We start from the raw sequence: 18,129 nt of genomic DNA on the forward strand, positions 1-18,129 counted from the left end.
GTTGTAAGATTGTAAATATAACAATTTATATAACGAAAAACAGGACACTTTATTGGTTTTAAAAACAATTTATTAAGAACCTAAAATGTATTCTAAGTTCACTTCAATTTCGTCGTTGATATAGCTTTCTTCTAAAAGTGAATCAGATAAAAGCTTTTTGTTTTCCTGCAGTTTGATTATTTTTTCTTCAACCGTATTTTTCGAAATAAATCGGACAACATTTACCTTATTCAATTGTCCAATTCGGTGCGCTCTTCCAACGCCTTGTTTTTCAGCAAAAGGATTCCACCACGGATCTAAGAATAAAACATAAGAAGCTTTTGTAATATTCAAACCAACACCTCCGGCTTTAAGCGAAATGAAAAACAATAACGGATTTTCGTTTTCTTGAAATAGTTTTACCTGCTGTTCTCTTTTATTGGCAAGTGTTTCGCCTGTAATTTCACAATATTCTACTTTGTTTTCCTTGCACCAAGAAGTGTAAAAATTCAAATTTGTAACAAACGAACTGAAAATAATAACCTTCTGTTTTGCTTTTACTAAATTTTCCAAATAATTAGTGACAGCAATATATTTTCCAGAATCAATTTCTGACTCCTGATCTACCATTTTTGGGTGGTTGCTCAATTGTCTCAACTTCATCAGCGTGTTGATTATGCTGATTTTATCAGGGCTTGATCCATCAGTTTTCAATAAAAAATTACGAGCTTTTGATTTTTCCTGTTCGTATAATTTTTCCTGTTCAGGATCCATGTCGCAATAATAAATCTGCTCTGTTAATTCAGGTAGATCTTTCAAAACCTGTTCTTTGGTTCGTCGCAAAATATAAGGCTGAATAAGATTTTTTAATTCAGATAAGCTATTTTGATCCTGCTTTTTCTCAATCGGAATTTTAAAATTTTCTGCGAAAAAATTATAACTGCCTAAAATATTAGGATTTATAAATTGCATTTGCGACCATAAATCGTCGAGTGAGTTTTCAATAGGTGTTCCGCTCAGCGCAATTTTGTGAGCAGTATTTATTTTATTTATAGCTTTAAAAATCTTAGAATTCTTATTTTTAATGTATTGGCTTTCGTCTAAAATTAAATAACGGAAATCATATTTTTCTAAAATCGAAACATCGCGATGAACGATGCTGTAGCTGGTAAAAATTAAATCGGTTGATTCTAATCTATGTGCTAATAATTTTCTGTCGTTACCTACGTATTGCATTTTCGAAAAATGCGGTGTGAATTTTCCAGCTTCATTAAACCAGTTAAAAACCAATGAAGATGGTAAAACAATCAAGGTTTTTAGTGGTTCTCTTTCTATCGTAGTTTCATTCGCAAACAAATCAAAATTTGTTGTTTTAGTTTTAAACCCCAATTGTTCTTGCACTGCAACGAGAACGGCTAAAGTCTGTAATGTTTTTCCAAGTCCCATATCATCGGCCAGACAAGCTCCTAAATTAGAGTTAAAGTGACCCAAAAGCCATTTTACACCCTCAATTTGATAAGGTCTTAAAGTTGCTTTCAACAAATCAGATGCTGTATATGCTGCTTGATGAATTACATCATTTTTGATTTCCGCAATCGAATCTAAAGCAGTGAAATTACTTTTACGCAAAAGCAGTTTTCCGTTTTCTGTATTGGCTAATTTTGCCAGTGAAATGTATTTGCTGAGCCATTCTAACGGAATCAAAAAATAGTTTCCGTCAGGCAGTAAAAACAGCCTTTCCTTGCTTTTTATATTTGGGATAATCTCACTAAAATTAATAGTAAAATCTCCAATTGTAATGATTATTTTAATGTCAAACCAATCTTCTTTTGTGTCGTCTTTAGAAGCTGAAATAGTATGATTTCCGGTAATAATTTCTTTGCTTTCAAGTTTTAAATTTTGGATAGAAAACCCTAAACTTTCCAAGTTTTGTTTATGATCAATAACGAATTGAATATTGACATATGGATCATGAATTTCTGCATCAGAATTCAATCCAAATAATTCATTTTTGATTTTTATTAAACCAATTTCAAGCAATTTCTGTGTATATATTTCTTCGTCAGCACTTCTTTTAAACTGAATTATTTTAGGTTCATTAACAATGCTGAAATCAACAAAAGAATGTATTTTTTTCGTTTTGCTGGCATCAAATAAATAACCGTTATAGTCAAAATAAAGATTAAGATAATAACAGTTTTTAAAGAAATCGTAAACAGGCTGTATAGTGCTGGAAACAATTTTATCACGAAGCTCTATTTCAAAACCAGTTGCTTCAATATCAATTTTTTTAGCGATTTCAGGAATAAAATTTTTAAAATAATTATCGACTAATTTTGAAGGTATTTCGATTGATTTTTTCTTTAAAAAAGGCTGTAGTTTTTTAGTATTAAGGTCTTTTAGCTGTCCTAATTTTTTATCGACAATCAACCAGCCCGGCTCATCTAAAAGAATTTCAACACTCTTGTTCATTGGCAAAAATGAAGTTTCATTTTCTTTTAAGGAAAGCGTATAAGTAATACCTTCGACATGTTTGTCAAACTGAATTTGAGGTTCAAAATAAAACGGATTGGTATTCACTCTCGAACGATAAAAATCTTTTTCAGGTCCGATGTTGAGCGAAAGCGGAAATTGCTCCTGTACGATTAAAGTATAAAAGGAACTTAGGTTTAGCTGCAAATGCTGGCGAATGGCAAAATCAATTTTAGAATCTTTTTGCAGATCAGCAATTGTTTTTGCCGATTTGATTTTAGCACTGAATTTTTTGAAAATAAAGTCAAGCTTTAAAGATTCGCAGGCACTAAGTATTTTTTTTGTATTGGAATCTAAATTTTCAAAAGAAATTCCAAAACTTTCAAGCACGTTTGTACTAGCTTTTTTATCTAAATATTTAATTTCAGTAGTATTCTCAACTATATAAGCTGTTGGAATATAAGTATTCAGGTTTTTTTCAAAACTGATGTCAAAACAAAATTGAAATGATTTTGAAGGTTCCAAGATTTGAGATTTGGTTGGTATGATTTTGATTAGGCTTATAAACATAAAAAGTTTTCAAAATTGGGCTATTCTGAAAACTTTTTAAATGAACTTATATTACTTATATGGTGGAAAACTAATTTTCTGGTTTAAAGCAAAGGGGGATAATTTCGCCTTTTGCCAAGCAGTATTTTTCAACCAATTCTGGTGTCATTTTATTAGTATAATCTTCTTCAATAACAATAAAGCCTATGCTTCTTAATTTATCGAAATAATCACGGCCGTAAATGCGAACGTGATCGTATTGTCCGAATATTTTAGCACGTTCTTTTTGATCTGTAATCGAATCGTCTGCAAATGTAATTTCACGCGATAAATCCTGTGGAATTTGAAGAATAGCCATTCCGCCTGGTTTTAATACGCGAAATAATTCCTGCATTGCTTTCGTGTCATCCGGAATATGTTCTAAAACGTGATTGCATAAAATCACATCATATTCATTGTCTTTAAAAGGCAAATTACAGATATCTGCTTTTACATCTGCAAGGGGCGAAAACAAATCGGTTGTGGTATAATCCAGATTTTTCTGTTTGCGGAATAGTTTGTAAAAAGCTTGTTCTGGAGCAAAATGAAGCACTTTTTTTGGCGCTGTAAAAAAATCAGTCTGATCGTTTAAATACAACCAAAGCAAACGATGTCTTTCTAACGAAAGTGTACTTGGCGAAAGTACGTTATTACGTTGTTTTCCGTATCCGTAAGGCAAAAACGATCTGAAACTTTTCCCGTCAATAGGATCTGTAAATTTATCTCCTTTTAATGATAAGGCTAAAATTGGACGCGCCACATAACTCAAACGAATTAATAATGGGCGGGGAATTGTATTAAGTACTAATTTGAATAGTTTCTTCATGGGGGCTATTTCGCAAAGTTACACAAAGTTGGCACAGAGCTTCACAAAGTGTTTATAAATCTTTTTATGTTATTTTTTAATATTTTTGAATCAAAGTTAATGAGTAATCCTAAAGGGTAGTTTCCCAGTTTAAGATAAGTTAATATTTGTGCAAAATGTACATTTGTAAAGGCCTCAACAGTTTTTAATTCAATCACAATTGCATTCTCAATGAGTAAATCGATTCTATATCCATGATCAAGCTGTATGTCTTTATAAACTATTGGTAAGACTTTTTGTTTTTCAACACTCAACCCTGAATTTACAATTTCATAAAATAAACATTCCTGATAAGCTGATTCTAATAAACCAGGCCCAAGTAGTTTATGAACTTCAATTGCAAGTCCGATAATTTTATATGTAATTGCATCTAATCTATTACGAGATTCATTGTTCTCTTCAAACATTTTTAAGGCTTGTAAATAAATATTTTTTGTGAATCTTGGCGTACATTTTTGCGAATCTCTGTGGAATAATTACAATACCAACGGCACTTGTCTAAATTCATCTTCTTCATTGCTTTCGATTCCTAAAGCTTTGTAGATATATTGAAAAGTCGATAATAATTCTGGTTTGCCATTAATTAGAGCCACATCATGTTCAAAATGCGCACTTGGTTTTCCGTCAGCGGTTAAAATTGTCCAGCCGTCTTTTAATTGTTTGATGTTTCTTGTTCCCATGTTGATCATAGGTTCAATAGCTACAACCATTCCTTCTACAAAAAGTTTTCCGCGCCCGCGTTTTCCGTAATTTGGCATTTCTGGTTCTTCGTGCATTTTTTGCCCTAAACCGTGTCCAACCAATTCACGAACTACTCCATAACCATGAGATTCAGTATATTTTTGAATTGCGTTTCCAACATCTTCTACGCGATTTCCAGCTTTAAATTCTCTAATTCCAACATACAAAGATTCTTTTGTAACCTTCAAAAGTTGTTTCACTTCTGGAGCAACTTCTCCAATTTCAAAACTGTAAGCATGATCGCCGTGGTATCCGTTTTTAAATGCACCACAGTCTACTGAGATAACATCTCCACTTTTCAAAGGCGTATTATTTGGGATTCCGTGAACAACTTGAGCATTTGGACTCATGCAAAGCGAATTCGGGAAATCATACAATCCTAAAAAGCTAGGAACTGCACCGTGATCACGAATAAATTCTTCGGCTAATTTGTCAAGATATAATGTGGTAACTCCTTCTTTAATTTCAGAAGCAATCATTCCTAATGTTTTAGATACGATCAAAGCACTTTCGCGCATTAATTCGATTTCCTCTCTATTTTTTGGGATAATCATATTTTTCAGATTTTCAGTTCGCAAAAGTACGATTTTAATATTATTTTTTGTCTAATTTTTTTGGGTGACATAAGGTTATTTTCACCACAAATTCACGAAGTATCGCAATGCAAAATTTTCAAAATTAATTTTGTAGCATTTAGTTATGCGTAAAGTTTTGGAGAAAATTCGTGAATTCACGGCTATTTAAACAGCCGTCACAACCCAATATCTCGTAAAAAAGCCCTAAATTAGTAGTAAAAATATTTATAATCATGGAAATTTCTACAGATCAAGATATAGCTAAAATAAAAGCTTTACGAAAAATGAAGCAAAATGCTCTGGCACTTTTGGGCGTTGCTGTGCTTCTGTTTATAATTGCAATTTACTTTAAAATTCCAATGCTTCAGGCTTTTAGCGAAGCTGCAATGGTTGGCGGTATTGCGGATTGGTTTGCTGTCGTTGCCTTGTTTCGTCATCCTTTGGGAATTCCGATTTGGCATACGGCTATTATTCCAACTAAGAAAAATGAGATTGGAGAAAATCTTGGAAGTTTTGTTTCAGAGGAATTTCTGAATCGCGAGAAATTAGAAATTAAATTAGACGAATTCAATTTTGCAACAAAAGCTTCAGATTGGCTTTCGCAGGAAGAAAATGCCAATAAAATTGCCAATTCAATTGCGCTGAATATTATCCCGGGAATTTTAAAAACCATAAAGGATGAAGATATTAAAAGATTCATTCAAGTTCAATTTAAAGAAAAATTAGAAGCTATAAATTTTGGAGATTGGATTGCATTGGCTTTAGAACCTTTACATAAAGGAAATGTGAAAGATCAGCTGCTGACAAATGTTCTCGAAGTAATGAGTTCTGAATTAACAAACAATAAAGATTTGATTCGGAAAAAAGTAAAAGAATCAACACCTTTTTTAAGTTTTGGCTTAGCCGATAAAAGCATTTCAGAAGGAATTTTTAATGGATTGCAAGAGTTTTTGGATGAAGCAAAAAATCCAGAAAGCGAAATCAGAATTAAAATTGACGAATATGTTCATGATTTTCTGGATAAAGTAAAAAACTCCGAAGAAATGAGAATCAAGATTAACAATATGATTTTGGGTTTTGCCGGCAAAAAAGAAGTTCAGGATTACATTAATGGAATTTGGGATGAAATTAAATTGTCAATTTCGAATGATTTAGAGAAAGGCGATGAATCTTCTATTAAAAATAATATAGCCAATTTAATTCAAGGCTTCGGAAGTGGTATAAAAGAAGATGCTGTAATGATTGAAAAAATCAACAATTTCATCAAAAATGATTTGTTGTCTGTTCTTTTAAACAATAAAAAAGTTATTGGAGATTTAATCTCGTCAACCGTAAAAAGCTGGGACGGAAAAGAAGTTTCTGAAAAACTAGAGTTAGAAATAGGCAAAGATCTTCAATACATCAGAATCAACGGAACATTGGTTGGAGGTTTAATAGGACTTGTTATTTACGGCGTCGAATGGACTTATCATTATTTTATTGTTTAAATAGTAATTTATATAAGTAAATATAATAGGTCTGTAAAAAAAATAAACCATATAAGGAATGTAAGTTTGATTTAATAAATTTTAAATAACTTACATTCCTTATGGTTTAGTATAAAAAATGGTTTCCTATAAAAGAGAATGACAAGTCATTGCATTTGGCTGCTGTACGCCCATCAATTCTAAAATAGTTGGTGCAATATCACCTAAAACACCGTTTTGAATGTTTTTTAATTGTTTGTCAACTAAAATAATCGGCACTGGGTTTGTGGTGTGTGCTGTATTCGGGCTTCCGTCAGGATTAATCATCGTTTCGCAATTTCCGTGGTCGGCGATTACAATTGTAGTATAATCGTTAGCAAGAGCTGCTTCGATAACTTGCTTTACACAAGCGTCAACAGCTTCACAAGCTAAAATTGCAGCGCTCATAATTCCTGTATGGCCTACCATGTCTCCATTAGCAAAATTCAGACATACGAAATCAACTTCGCCTTTGTTTAATTCAGGAACAAGTGCAGCTGTAAGTTCATAAGCACTCATTTCTGGCTGTAAATCGTAAGTTGCAACTTTAGGAGAATTTCTTAAAATACGAGATTCGCCTTCAAAAGGAGTTTCTCTTCCTCCAGAGAAGAAAAACGTTACGTGTGGATATTTCTCAGTTTCAGCAATACGAATTTGTTTTTTGCCCGCTTTTTCTAAAACCTCACCAAGGGTTTCAGTAATGTTATCTTTATTGTAAACTACTTTTACGTTTTGATACGTTTCATCGTAGTTTGTAAGGGTTACGTAATACAAATTTAATTTGTGCATGTTTTGCTCATGGAAGTCGTGCTGAGAAAGTGCTTCTGTAAGTTCACGGCCCCTATCGGTTCTGAAATTAAAGAAAATCACAACATCGCCTTCAACAATTGTTGCTAATGGTTTTTGCTCTTCATCGACCATAACTATTGGTGCAATAAACTCATCCGTAACATCGTGTGCATAACTGTCAAGAACGCTTGCAACAGCATTTTTTGAAGGAGTCCCGATGGCATTTACCACTAAATCGTAAGCTAATTTTACGCGATCCCAACGTTTGTCGCGATCCATTGCGTAATAACGTCCAATAATAGAGGCAATTTTTACAGGAGTATCTTTAATATACTCTTCTAAATCATGAATGTATTTTGCTCCAGATTTCGGGTCAACATCACGTCCGTCAGTAAAAGCATGAACATAAACTTGGTCTAAACCATATTCTTGAGAAGCATCGATCAATCCACGTAAGTGTGATGTATGCGAGTGAACTCCACCGTCAGAAACTAATCCTAAAAAGTGTACTTTTTTATTGTTTTCTTTAGCATAAGTAAAGGCATCAACAAGAACTTGTTCTTTGGCAAGTGTTTGATGTGCTACGGCTAAATTTATTTTGGCTAAATCTTGATATACAATTCTTCCGGCACCAAGGTTCATGTGTCCAACCTCGCTGTTTCCCATTTGTCCTTCTGGCAAACCAACGTTTAATCCGTCAGTACGAAGCTGTGCACTTGGGTAATTTTTGTAAAGACTGTTTATAAAAGGAACATTTGCATTGTCTATTGCAGATACTTTAGGGTCAGGAGATTTTCCCCAACCATCTAAAATCATAAGGATAACTTTTTTGTTCATTACTTTTTTGTTTTCTACAAAGATAAGTCATTTCTAAAATTTGCAGGAAAGCATAATGATATTTTATGTTTAATAAAATGAAGCGTAATAAAAAATATTAATTTAATTATAGAAGTCTTTATTTTTTAAAATTAATTCACACTAAGCTCTTTTTCTGAGCTTATTTTTGACAGCATTATAATCAATAAAATATTTTACACTGATTGAAAAAATGTGTTTTAAGGCATCATTGTTTAGTAATCCTGTTACATTGTCTTTGAATTGCTTGTCAATAACGCGTTCAAAATTAGCAGCGCTATTTCGATAAAGAACAGAAACTTGGCTTCCGGGCGCGAACCACCACGAATAAGACAAATCAGCGTTCCAGGAATAGAAACTAGAATTTTTATTGTCAGTGTATTGTGGATAAGGAGTCAAAGTTCCGTTTTGCTGTAATTCGAGAATGTCTTTATTTTCGGCATAAGACCAATATTGACGAACAGCTAAATTGATTGTCATTGCACTGTTAATGGCATATTTTCCACCCAAAGTGTTAGAATACGTTATTACATTTCGATTTGCAAAAACAATAGTTTCGGGAGTGCTTTCATTATCGTCAGCATCAACACTGTCAATATATCCCTTATTATTGTTTTTTCTAAAATAACTAAAAGTATAAGTCAATAAAAGTTTGTCGCTAAAACGGTATCTCGGACCAATGTCAGCTCCATAAGCCATTCTTCCGGATTGATCAGCAATAGATATAGACGGATTTAAATCTATAGCAAATTTATGATTGTAATTGGTCGAAACACTGGCCCATGCCTCAAATTTTCTCGGAATAATGACATAGCGATTTTCAGCTCTTGGTTCGTAATAATCATTAGATTCAAGAGGAAAGAAGGTAAATCCCAAGCCGTAATAATTATTTTTAACCGTAGTTAGGTTTAGATTTGCATTAATGCTGTTGTCCTGAACCTTTCCAGATTCTTTATTAAACTCGGCGTACATGTTATAATTGATTCTAAAACTATTAAAAAGCTTAGTTGGATTTAGAATTCTATAATTGGCATTTCCGTAAAAGTTGTAATAATTAGTGTAAAAATTAATTCCTAAATCATTCGGATCAAAATCTTTGGTAACAAAATCGCCACCTACACTGTAACGGTATTTTCCGCTTGTTTCTGCAAAACCAACAGTAGCAAAAGTTCCGTTTTTATCTTCAGTATCATTAATAATACTATGTTTTATATTTCCAGATAAATTATAAGTATTTGCCTTTGTATTTAAATCCCATGCTAAACCTGTAACGTTAGCATCTCTAAACTCACCATTTCGAGTAACATTAGTATTGATGAAAGTTACAGACGAATTTTTTCGAAACCGCTGATCTAAAACCAATACATTATAATTAGTCAACGGTTCTACAATAACTTTTCGGGTTTCTCCTGAGATAGTATCTTTTATGGTTGCAAATGTTTTTTCAGTAATAGCATTTAGCACTCCAATTCCTAAACCGTTTTTTGTTCTTCCAGAAACTTTTAAGGCATTAATTAAGTTGACATTCTGAACGTTATCAATAATTTCTTCATTATCATTTAGATCGGGATCTACAGACGGTTTTCCTCCAATCCTCCTGGAATAAAACATGTTTCCTTTATTAAATAAGTCAGTCCCTTCAGTAAAAAAAGCTCTATTTTCGTTAAATTGCTGTTCAAACGGACCCAAATTCAAAATTTGTTCATCGTATTTTGTTTGTCCAAAATCTGGAATTAAAATAGCGTCAAGCGTGAAAGCATCAGTAATACCGTATTTAATATCCATTCCGCCTTTAAGTGTTCCATACGTTTTTTGGCCATCAGCAGCATTTAAATAGTAAGATGCGTAAGGCATAAAAAACAATCGGGTAGGAGGTTTGATGTTTTCTATTCCAACTAAATCTCCATTTTGTTGTGTAAATGTTCCAATTTTGGTATCAATTAAAGACCAAGTATATTTTTTGCGTTCACGTTTTACTTCTCGAAAAAAATTAATTCCCCAAGTTTGCTTATTTTCTCCAGAGAAACGCAAAGCGGCGTACGGAATTTTAATTTCGACAATCCAGCCTTTATCGGTTAATTTAGCTTTACTGATCCAAACAGCATCCCACGAATAATCTTCGCCGATTGCATCAGTCATAATACAGTCGCCTTGAACATCTGCGGCAGAAACGAAAAATTCAAAATTTTGCTGGCCATCATTAAAACCATTTATAAAAACGCCAAAAATATCAGCGGTTCCAAAATTATCGCGCTGGGATATTTCTTTTAAAATTTTATTTGGTTCATCATCATACATCATCGCGCCAATATAAATCGCATCATTATTATATAAGACCTTTATTTCTGTTTTTTTTCCTTCTGTAATTGGTTTTCCATTATCAGGTTCAAACATGATAAAATCAGTCGCAATTGGTGCATTTTCCCAAGCGGTTTCATCAAGCTTTCCGTCTATCGTTATATATTGAGAAATAGGCTGTGCCTGCAAAACTTTTTTCTGGCTGTAACTCCAGAAGCTTGATAAAATAAGTATTATGAAAACTGCTTTCTTCATGCTAATTGTAAGAAAATGTAATAATAGGGTTTCTTTATTTACGAACAATAGACTGCATTTTGTTGTATTTGTTACAGTTTAAGTTTCAAAATTACCACTTATTTCTATATTTTTTAAGAAAAAAGCTATAAACGTTAAGGTTTTATGCATAAGTAATTCTCTTACAGAAATAGCATATTTGTGTTAATAATGTTAAAATTTAAACAAAAAGTGCCTGATTTCCAGAGTTGTATTTTGTAGGCTATGAAAAATGTATAATTTTGCCATACCCAAATTTATTGTTTAACCTAAAGAATTTCAATGATTTACAAAATTTATCCATTGCTAGTGTTTTTGTTATTGTCTTTTGGTAAAGATTCAAAAAGCACTCCCGAAGTTAAAAATGAAACAAGTAAAAGCATTGCTAAAGTTGAAAAACTTACAGTTGATGCTAAAATTGAAAGTGTGTACAATACATTAAATTCAAACCATTTTCAATTGCCTGAACTTAGAACTTTTTCTGAAGCCTTAAAAGGGTTTTATCTTCTAAAAGAAAAAGGAGTTATTCAAAAAGATATTTTGACCTTAATTGATTTTAGTTTGTCTTCAAATATGAAACGTTTATGGGTTATAGATTTGTCGACAAATACTATTTTGTTCCAATCTTTAGTAGCACACGGAAGAAATACAGGTGAAGAATTTGCATCTGCTTTTTCTAACACAAACTCATCTTTTAAAAGCAGTCTTGGCTTTTATGCTACAGGCGAAATTTATCAAGGTAAACACGGAGCTTCATTACGTTTAGACGGTTTGGAGAGAGGTTTTAATGATAATGCCCGCGAAAGAGGCGTTGTAATGCATGGAGCAGATTACGTTTCAGAATCGTTCATCAGAGATCATAAAAGATTAGGAAGAAGCCAAGGCTGTCCTGCTTTGCCAGTTGAATTGACTGATGAAATAATTCAAACAATAAAAGAAAAATCGTGTTTGTATATCTACCATCCATCAAGAGGTTTTGCGATGGAACAAAAGCTAATTTCTTAATTTAGCATACAAATCCGAATCTAGATTATAAATATCAGCTCTGAAAATGAGCTGATTTTTTTCGTTCCAAGCGGTCCAATACCATTGATATAAAGCATACTTTTTAACTATTTTGAAACTCATCGTTTTCTTAGATGCAATAATTGTGTCAATTTTTTCTTTAGAGAATCGCAGAGAATCATTCAAAATATGCTCTGCTAATTCTAGCGGGTTTTCGACACGAACACAGCCTGAACTTAAAGAACGATTGCTTCTCCCAAAATAATTTCGATGGTTTGTATCGTGCAGGTATACGCTGTGATGATTTGGAAATAAAATTTTCATTAATCCTAATGAATTGTTATATCCAGGGCTTTGTACATAACGATAGTTGTTCGGTTTGTTTTCATTCCAGGCATTTGGTTCTACCACATTTCCTGAAGTATCATATATTGTAATGTTTTTCTTTGCCAAATAGTTTCGATTACGTTTCATGGCTGGTACAACATCTTCTTTTAAAATAGTTGGTGGAACTGTCCAAGTCGGATTAAAAACAACTGTTTTTAATGCTGAAGTTATAATAGGTGTTTTTCTTTTACTAGTTCCCACTACAACATTTCTTACTAATGTTGTGTCTTGGTTTTCAACAACATTCAAACTGTAATTTGGAATATTAATTATAAAGTAGTTTTCAGCTAAATCAGTTGTATACCACCTCCAGCGTTCTAAATTTGCTATAATTTGCTGCTTTCTTTTTTCTTTAGAATAATTCAAAGCACTAATTGTGCCTTGACCAATAACACCATCAGACGCTAAACCATGTCTTTCTTGAAATTTCTTGATTGACTCAAATGTTTTTTTGTCGTAAATTCTAGTAAGACTGTCTTTGCCAGACATATCATTCCAATACAAGAGTCTTTTTTTGATGTTTATTAGGGCAGAATTAGTGTCGTTTAAAGTTATTTTATCCTTCGCTTCAATAGTTTTAATATTATCCTCTGGGAAAGTATCAATAATTTCAAGCGCTTTTAATAACTGCTTGTATGTTTGTGACTTTGGCTGAACTGCATCAACAATACTGTCTAGTTTGTTTTTGTTAAAAGCTTTTATTAAAACACTGTTGACGTCAAATGTCTTTTCTTCTAAATCCCAATCTGTATATAGTTTTTTAGGATCTAATTTTCCTTTATATAGGTGATTGAGGTATTTTTCAAAATTATAAGTCAATAAAATGTCATAGGTCGCTAAATCTTTGTCGCTTAGAGAACTGATTCTGTCCTCAAATTTTTTCAGTTGAGTTGCTTTATAATCTTCTGGTTCTAAGCCAAGTTTGTCTGATTTGCTTAGTTGAGATAAAACGTATGCTCTTTTTTTAAGATTTCCCCAAACGGTTTTATTTTCAGATGAATTATAAAACTGCTGAAGTGTTTCGCTTTTATAAGCGTTTATTGTAGCAGTATCAATTTGAACTGTTCTTTCATCAGTAAGTATGATGGCTGGTGCCTTTTTTTTGGCAACAGGAATAGATTTGGGCGTGTCTTTTTTACACGCAATAAAAATGCATATTACTAATAAAAAGTAAAGTTTCTTCATTCTATAATTTTTTATACATCAAATAATGTTCGCCGACATCTTTAATATCAAATGGTTCACCTAGGGGTTGGTAGTCCATTTTTTTGTAAAAGCCAACAGCAGCAGTTCTGGCATTAAACCAAATCAAATCAACTTTGTTTTCATTGCAGTAGGTTTCACAATGTTTAACTAAAGCTTCGCCAAATCCTTTTTTTTGATGCGTTTCTAAAACAGCCATCCCTCGAATTTGAGCTTGATTTTGCTCGGCAAATATAGTATTGATTTTATTGAATAACGAAATAATTCCTATTAATTTTTCATTATTAAACAAACCAAAGTGATGCGTAGTGTTTAAATCGTCTCCTTCAAAGATACAGCTTTCTATGGGTTTTCCTTTTCTGAGAACAGGCTGTCTTACACTATAAGTTTCTTTTGAGGTGATTTCTTTAATAATATTCATGATTTTTGAAAAATATTTAATTCTATAACTTTTTAGTTTTAAATGAATTATAGAAAAATGTTGTTTTTAATTAATTTTTTTTGAAAAAAAGCTTGTTTTGAACTTAACTTATTTTTTATATTTGCACCAGTAATGCGAAAGTAGCTCAGTTGGTAGAGCTCCAGCCTTCCAAGCTGGTTGTCGCGAGTTCGAGCCTCGTCTTTCGCTCTAAGAACCGAAACTTAATTGTTTCGGTTTTTTTATCAAAGCTAAATAATTTTTGATTTTTATTTTTTTAAACCATTTAATTATTTATATTTGCACCCTGTTAATGCGAAAGTAGCTCAGTTGGTAGAGCTCCAGCCTTCCAAGCTGGTTGTCGCGAGTTCGAGCCTCGTCTTTCGCTCTTCAAAAGCCTCAAACAATGTTTGAGGCTTTTTTGTTTTTAGGCAATTACGTAAATTCGAATATTTTAAATTTCAAATTCCAGATATTTAGCATTTGCTTTTTTTAAACTTAGAATTTGAAATTTAAAATATTCGAATTTTATTTTAAGTTGCTCAAATCGCTTTCGGTTTCCAGCTCTGTCGGAATTTCATTTTGTTTGAATAAACGTGCAGTCAAACTTCCTTTTAAAGTAATTTTTTCGCCTTTTACTTCAAGCCAGCTTCCTTCTCTTAAACCTAAAACCGGAATTGCATTAAAGGCATGAAATTCTTTAATTCTGGTCTCGCGCGTTTCTCCCATATGTTTTGACTGTAAATCTGGATCTAAGTAATGCGGGTTTAAGTTAAAAGGAATTAATCCTAAAGTCTGAAAACTTGGAGGATAAATTATCGGCATATCATTCGTAGTCTGCATCGATAAACCGCAAATATTACTTCCGGCACTTGTTCCTAAATAAGGTGTTCCGTTTTTTACAGTTTCAGCAAGTAGCTGTATGATATTATGTTTGTATAATTGCGTAACTAATAAAAAAGTATTTCCTCCACCTGTAAAAATGCCTTCAGCATTTTTTATGGCATTTGCAGGGTCTTCAAATTCATGAATTCCTTTTACTGCAATATTAATTGCAAAAAAAGCTTGGGCAACTTTTTGAGTATAATCATCATGCGAAATTCCGCCTGGTCGCGCATAAGGAATAAATAAAATGCTTTTGCAGTTTTTAAAATGAGACTGTAAAGTGGGTAATAAATACTCTAAATAACTGCCTTCGTGAAGGGTAGAAGTACTGGCAATAATAATGCTTTTCATATGATTTTGGACTCGAATTATTTAGGTTAAAGATATTAAAACTGTCTTTTTGATAGTGATAAATCAGGTTTAATTAACATATTTTTACCAAGTCATTAATACTAAATTTGCAATACATTAAGATATTTTTACATCTTTAAGAATAATTCTAATTTTTTATCATTTTGATTAACAAAGTTGCCTGTTTTTTACTCGTTGTTTTCAGTCAGAGTGTTTCTTCTCAAACGCAGGAACGTACTACTATTAGTGGAAAAATTTCAGCTAACACTTCTGATTTGGAGGGAGTTTACGTTGTAAATGCTCAAACAGAAACAATGACGACAACAGATGCTTCAGGAGCTTTTTCGATTTTGGCTAATCCGGGAGAAACACTAGTCTTTTCATCTATACAATTTAAGGAATGTAAAGTTGTGCTGACCGCAGAAAATTTTTCTGATATCAATTTTATCGTAAAATTAAGTATGGTAATGCATCAATTGCAGGAAGTTATTATTAAAAGCTATGATAATATAAATGCAGTTTCTTTAGGAATTGTTCCGTCAGGACAAAAAACGTATACAGAAGCAGAAAGAAAACTGCATACGGCTACAGCTTTAAATCCGCAGGCAAGTGTGAGTGGGATGGTTGGTGCGTCAGTATCTGCAGATCCGTTATTCAATTTGTTGTCTGGACGGACAGCAATGCTGAAAAAGGAATTAGCTGTTGAGAAAAAAGAAGCTTTTATGAAGCTTTTGGAGCGTATGTTTAGTTGGGATCATTTTGTAAATCAACTGCAGATTCCGTCAGAATACGTAAAAGGATTTGAATATTATGCCATAGAGAATGATAAATTTACCGTGATTTTAAACTCTAAAAACAAGACTTCTACAGAGTTTTTACTAGCCGAATTAGCGGTTAAATATAAAGAAATAATTGCAAGTGAAATTAAATAATACTTTACATATAATCCTTTTACTGTTCTTCGTTCAACTTGGTTTTTCGCAAAATACGGCTTCAAAAGAAATTTTGGGTCAAATTTTCGAGCAATCTACTTCTGTTGATGGTGTTAATATAATAAATAATAATACTCAGGTTACTGCTATTTCTGATGCAAACGGAATGTTTTCGATTGTGGTCAGAGAAGGTGATGTTTTGGTTTTTTCTTCAGTAAATCTAGAGCCTTTCAAACGGAGAATTACGGCTGATGACTTAAAGTTAAATAAGCTTGAAATCAAAATGACAGCTAAGGAAATAGAGTTAAAAGAAGTTGTAGTAAATGAAAATGCTAATATTACAACTGAAAATCTCGGAATTGTGCCACACGGCCAAAAAACATATACCCCTGCTGAACGAAAAGTTTATACTGCAACTTCTACTTCAATCGATAAGGTTTTGAATAAGATTTCTGGACGAACTGCAATGCTTAAAAAAGAAGTAAATGTAGAGAAGAAAGAAATGCTTTTTAAGAAAATGGAATACCTGTTTGATGGGAATTATTATACGGAAAGATTAAAGATTCCGGCAGATGATGTTAAAGGATTTCAATTATTTTGTATAGATGATTCTGAATTTGCCGTATCTTTGAATACTAAGAACAAAACAATGAGTATGTTTTTAATAACAGATTTAGCCCGAAAATATCTAATAATTCTCGAAAATGAAAAATAAACTTGGAATACTCGTTGTGTGCTTATTTTGCCAGATCGTACTGGGACAAAATAATTCAAGGAAGCCGTTGCATGGTCAAGTTGTAAATAATACTCTTGCCATAGAAAGCGGTTATGTAATGAATATCAATGCAAACGTTAGAACTTTTATTGGTTCTGGAGGCTTGTTTGATATTATGGCAAAACCCAAAGATACTTTACTGTTCACGGGCTTGGCATTTCAATCTAGAAAAATTGTTTTGACAGAGAAAGATTGTGCTGAAATACTTTTTTCAGTTCCTCTAGATTTAGTAAGCAATGAATTAAAAGAGGTTTTGGTTCATAAAGATTTAAAAGTAAAATCGCTGCAAGGCAGTTCACAGGCGATAGTAGATTTACAGTTAGAAGATGACAGGCAGTCTACAGCAAAAAATACGGTGATGTACTCTGATCAAACAATAAAGTATGGAACTGATTTTGTCCGAATTTTTAAAGACGTCAAAAAACTCTTGAAGAAAAATGACGAAGTTAAAGAAGAAGTAATAACAGATATTGCTTTTGTTGAATATGCTAAAGCTAATTTTACGCCCGATTTTTTTTCTAAAACATTAGGTTTAAAGCCAGATGAGGTTGATTTGTTTTTAATGTACTGCTCAAACGATCCAGAATCAAAAAAGCACGTAAAACCAGAAGAAAAATTTGAATTGATCGATTTTATGATCAATAAAAATAAAGAGTTTAAAAAAGTTGAGGTAAGTCAGAAATGAAAAAAAGATTAATTTATCCTTTAATAGGGGTATTGTTTTTGTCGCTTTCGGCCTTTGCGTTTCATAAATTTTATATGGGCGTTTTTCAGGTAAATTATGCTGCCGAAAAAAAAATGATTCAGATTACTTCCCGCATTTTCGTTGACGATTTGAATAGCGGAATGGAGAAAAAATACCACAAAAAAACCTTTGTAGGTACTGACAAAGAAACTCCGGAAGATGTTGAATTATTAAAAAAATATCTTGCTGAAAATTTTTTAATAAAAGTAAACGGCCAGTCAAAAGCAGTTTCCTTTTTATCTAAAGAAGTTGAGTCTGATGATGTTTTAGTATGTTATTCCAGAATAAAAGATATTGAGAAGTTTAAAACGCTAGAAATTTCAAACACTATTTTAGTTGATTGGAATTCAGAACAGCAAAACATTACACATATTTCAGCATTCGGCACAAAAAGGAGCGTGCTATTTACAGAATCTTCAAGGAAAGAATTGTTAAAGTATTAATTAATAGTTAAAATTATCATTTTAATTATTATTTTCACACCCTGA

15 protein-coding genes and 2 tRNA genes are annotated in these 18,129 nt (G+C 32.4%); 8 read left to right on the forward strand and 9 right to left on the reverse strand.

From position 1 onward, the window contains the following. Positions 1–72 precede the first annotated feature (72 nt). The 4 genes from IR010_RS18700 to map all read right to left on the reverse strand — a co-directional run bounded on the left by IR010_RS18700 (position 73) and on the right by map (position 5,199). Positions 73–2,976, reverse strand: coding sequence for a DEAD/DEAH box helicase (locus tag IR010_RS18700; RefSeq protein WP_194605904.1), 2,904 nt, complete (start codon positions 2,974–2,976; stop codon positions 73–75). Positions 2,977–3,091: 115 nt separating this feature from the next. Further along, positions 3,092–3,865: a class I SAM-dependent methyltransferase gene (locus IR010_RS18705; protein WP_029273252.1), complete on the reverse strand. Its 774-nt coding sequence runs from the start codon at positions 3,863–3,865 to the stop codon at positions 3,092–3,094. Positions 3,866–3,906: 41 nt separating this feature from the next. After that, entirely contained in the window at positions 3,907–4,311 is a 405-nt protein-coding gene (locus tag IR010_RS18710) for a GxxExxY protein (protein WP_194605906.1), read from the reverse strand. Between the two features lie 69 nt (positions 4,312–4,380). Beyond that, positions 4,381–5,199: a type I methionyl aminopeptidase gene (gene map / locus IR010_RS18715; protein WP_194570511.1), complete on the reverse strand. Its 819-nt coding sequence runs from the start codon at positions 5,197–5,199 to the stop codon at positions 4,381–4,383. A gap of 254 nt (positions 5,200–5,453) precedes the next feature. On the opposite strand from map, the gene IR010_RS18720 reads away from it, so the two are divergent. After that, complete coding sequence (locus tag IR010_RS18720; protein ID WP_194570510.1) at positions 5,454–6,707, forward strand: DUF445 domain-containing protein; 1,254 nt, start codon at positions 5,454–5,456, stop codon at positions 6,705–6,707. A 126-nt stretch (positions 6,708–6,833) separates the two neighbouring features. Here the strand turns inward: IR010_RS18720 and gpmI are convergent, their stop codons facing one another. Both gpmI and IR010_RS18730 read right to left on the reverse strand, forming a co-directional pair. Further along, entirely contained in the window at positions 6,834–8,351 is a 1,518-nt protein-coding gene (gene gpmI, locus IR010_RS18725; protein WP_194605908.1) for a 2,3-bisphosphoglycerate-independent phosphoglycerate mutase, read from the reverse strand. Between the two features lie 141 nt (positions 8,352–8,492). Then, positions 8,493–10,922: a DUF5916 domain-containing protein gene (locus IR010_RS18730; RefSeq protein WP_194605910.1), complete on the reverse strand. Its 2,430-nt coding sequence runs from the start codon at positions 10,920–10,922 to the stop codon at positions 8,493–8,495. Positions 10,923–11,222: 300 nt separating this feature from the next. Between IR010_RS18730 and IR010_RS18735 the strand changes: the two genes are divergently transcribed. Further along, complete coding sequence (locus IR010_RS18735; RefSeq protein WP_029273258.1) at positions 11,223–11,945, forward strand: murein L,D-transpeptidase catalytic domain family protein; 723 nt, start codon at positions 11,223–11,225, stop codon at positions 11,943–11,945. On the opposite strand, the gene IR010_RS18740 is transcribed toward IR010_RS18735, so the two are convergent. Then, positions 11,934–13,517 (reverse strand): murein L,D-transpeptidase, encoded by a 1,584-nt coding sequence (locus IR010_RS18740; protein WP_194605912.1) that lies wholly within the window; start codon positions 13,515–13,517, stop codon positions 11,934–11,936. The two genes, IR010_RS18735 and IR010_RS18740, sit on opposite strands and share 12 nt — an antisense overlap. 1 nt (position 13,518) lies before the next feature. Continuing rightward, positions 13,519–13,956 carry a GNAT family N-acetyltransferase gene (locus IR010_RS18745; protein WP_194570506.1) on the reverse strand — a complete coding sequence of 146 codons (438 nt, stop codon included), beginning with the start codon at positions 13,954–13,956 and terminating at the stop codon, positions 13,519–13,521. A gap of 134 nt (positions 13,957–14,090) precedes the next feature. On the opposite strand from IR010_RS18745, the gene IR010_RS18750 reads away from it, so the two are divergent. Together IR010_RS18750 and IR010_RS18755 are read left to right on the forward strand one after the other, a co-directional pair. Continuing rightward, positions 14,091–14,163, forward strand: a tRNA-Gly gene (locus IR010_RS18750). A gap of 105 nt (positions 14,164–14,268) precedes the next feature. Then, positions 14,269–14,341 (forward strand) — tRNA-Gly (locus IR010_RS18755). 140 nt (positions 14,342–14,481) lie between these two features. Here the strand turns inward: IR010_RS18755 and pepE are convergent. After that, positions 14,482–15,189 carry a dipeptidase PepE gene (gene pepE / locus IR010_RS18760; protein WP_194605914.1) on the reverse strand — a complete coding sequence of 236 codons (708 nt, stop codon included), beginning with the start codon at positions 15,187–15,189 and terminating at the stop codon, positions 14,482–14,484. A 164-nt stretch (positions 15,190–15,353) separates the two neighbouring features. Between pepE and IR010_RS18765 the strand changes: the two genes are divergently transcribed. From IR010_RS18765 to IR010_RS18780, 4 genes are read left to right on the forward strand one after another with little or no spacing between them, the layout of a single operon-like run. Further along, positions 15,354–16,121: a carboxypeptidase-like regulatory domain-containing protein gene (locus IR010_RS18765; RefSeq protein ID WP_194605916.1), complete on the forward strand. Its 768-nt coding sequence runs from the start codon at positions 15,354–15,356 to the stop codon at positions 16,119–16,121. Beyond that, the gene (locus tag IR010_RS18770) at positions 16,108–16,836 is read left to right on the forward strand and encodes a carboxypeptidase-like regulatory domain-containing protein (protein WP_029273264.1); all 729 of its coding nucleotides are present in this window, start codon (positions 16,108–16,110) and stop codon (positions 16,834–16,836) included. The genes IR010_RS18765 and IR010_RS18770 overlap by 14 nt, the downstream gene beginning before the upstream one ends. Beyond that, positions 16,826–17,581, forward strand: a complete 756-nt coding sequence (locus IR010_RS18775) for a hypothetical protein (protein WP_194570503.1) — start codon at positions 16,826–16,828, stop codon at positions 17,579–17,581. The genes IR010_RS18770 and IR010_RS18775 overlap by 11 nt, the downstream gene beginning before the upstream one ends. Then, on the forward strand, positions 17,578–18,084 hold the full coding sequence (locus IR010_RS18780; protein WP_194570502.1) for a DUF6702 family protein: 507 nt from the start codon (positions 17,578–17,580) through the stop codon (positions 18,082–18,084). Before IR010_RS18775 ends, IR010_RS18780 begins: the two co-directional genes overlap by 4 nt. Positions 18,085–18,129 lie beyond the last annotated feature (45 nt).

The sequence above is a fragment of the Flavobacterium sp. MR2016-29 genome, from assembly GCF_015350695.1.
In the GTDB taxonomy this organism is placed as follows: domain Bacteria; phylum Bacteroidota; class Bacteroidia; order Flavobacteriales; family Flavobacteriaceae; genus Flavobacterium.

Bases quoted from the DNA above. Each gene is read 5' to 3' on its own strand.
- IR010_RS18705 (WP_029273252.1), bottom strand. From the start codon at position 3,865: ATGAAGAAACTATTCAAATTAGTACTTAATACAATTCCCCGCCCATTA.
- IR010_RS18710 (WP_194605906.1), bottom strand. From the start codon at position 4,311: ATGTTTGAAGAGAACAATGAATCTCGTAATAGATTAGATGCAATTACA.
- map (WP_194570511.1), bottom strand. From the start codon at position 5,199: ATGATTATCCCAAAAAATAGAGAGGAAATCGAATTAATGCGCGAAAGT.
- IR010_RS18720 (WP_194570510.1), top strand. From the start codon at position 5,454: ATGGAAATTTCTACAGATCAAGATATAGCTAAAATAAAAGCTTTACGA.
- gpmI (WP_194605908.1), bottom strand. From the start codon at position 8,351: ATGAACAAAAAAGTTATCCTTATGATTTTAGATGGTTGGGGAAAATCT.
- IR010_RS18730 (WP_194605910.1), bottom strand. From the start codon at position 10,922: ATGAAGAAAGCAGTTTTCATAATACTTATTTTATCAAGCTTCTGGAGT.
- IR010_RS18735 (WP_029273258.1), top strand. From the start codon at position 11,223: ATGATTTACAAAATTTATCCATTGCTAGTGTTTTTGTTATTGTCTTTT.
- IR010_RS18740 (WP_194605912.1), bottom strand. From the start codon at position 13,517: ATGAAGAAACTTTACTTTTTATTAGTAATATGCATTTTTATTGCGTGT.
- IR010_RS18745 (WP_194570506.1), bottom strand. From the start codon at position 13,956: ATGAATATTATTAAAGAAATCACCTCAAAAGAAACTTATAGTGTAAGA.
- pepE (WP_194605914.1), bottom strand. From the start codon at position 15,189: ATGAAAAGCATTATTATTGCCAGTACTTCTACCCTTCACGAAGGCAGT.
- IR010_RS18775 (WP_194570503.1), top strand. From the start codon at position 16,826: ATGAAAAATAAACTTGGAATACTCGTTGTGTGCTTATTTTGCCAGATC.
- IR010_RS18780 (WP_194570502.1), top strand. From the start codon at position 17,578: ATGAAAAAAAGATTAATTTATCCTTTAATAGGGGTATTGTTTTTGTCG.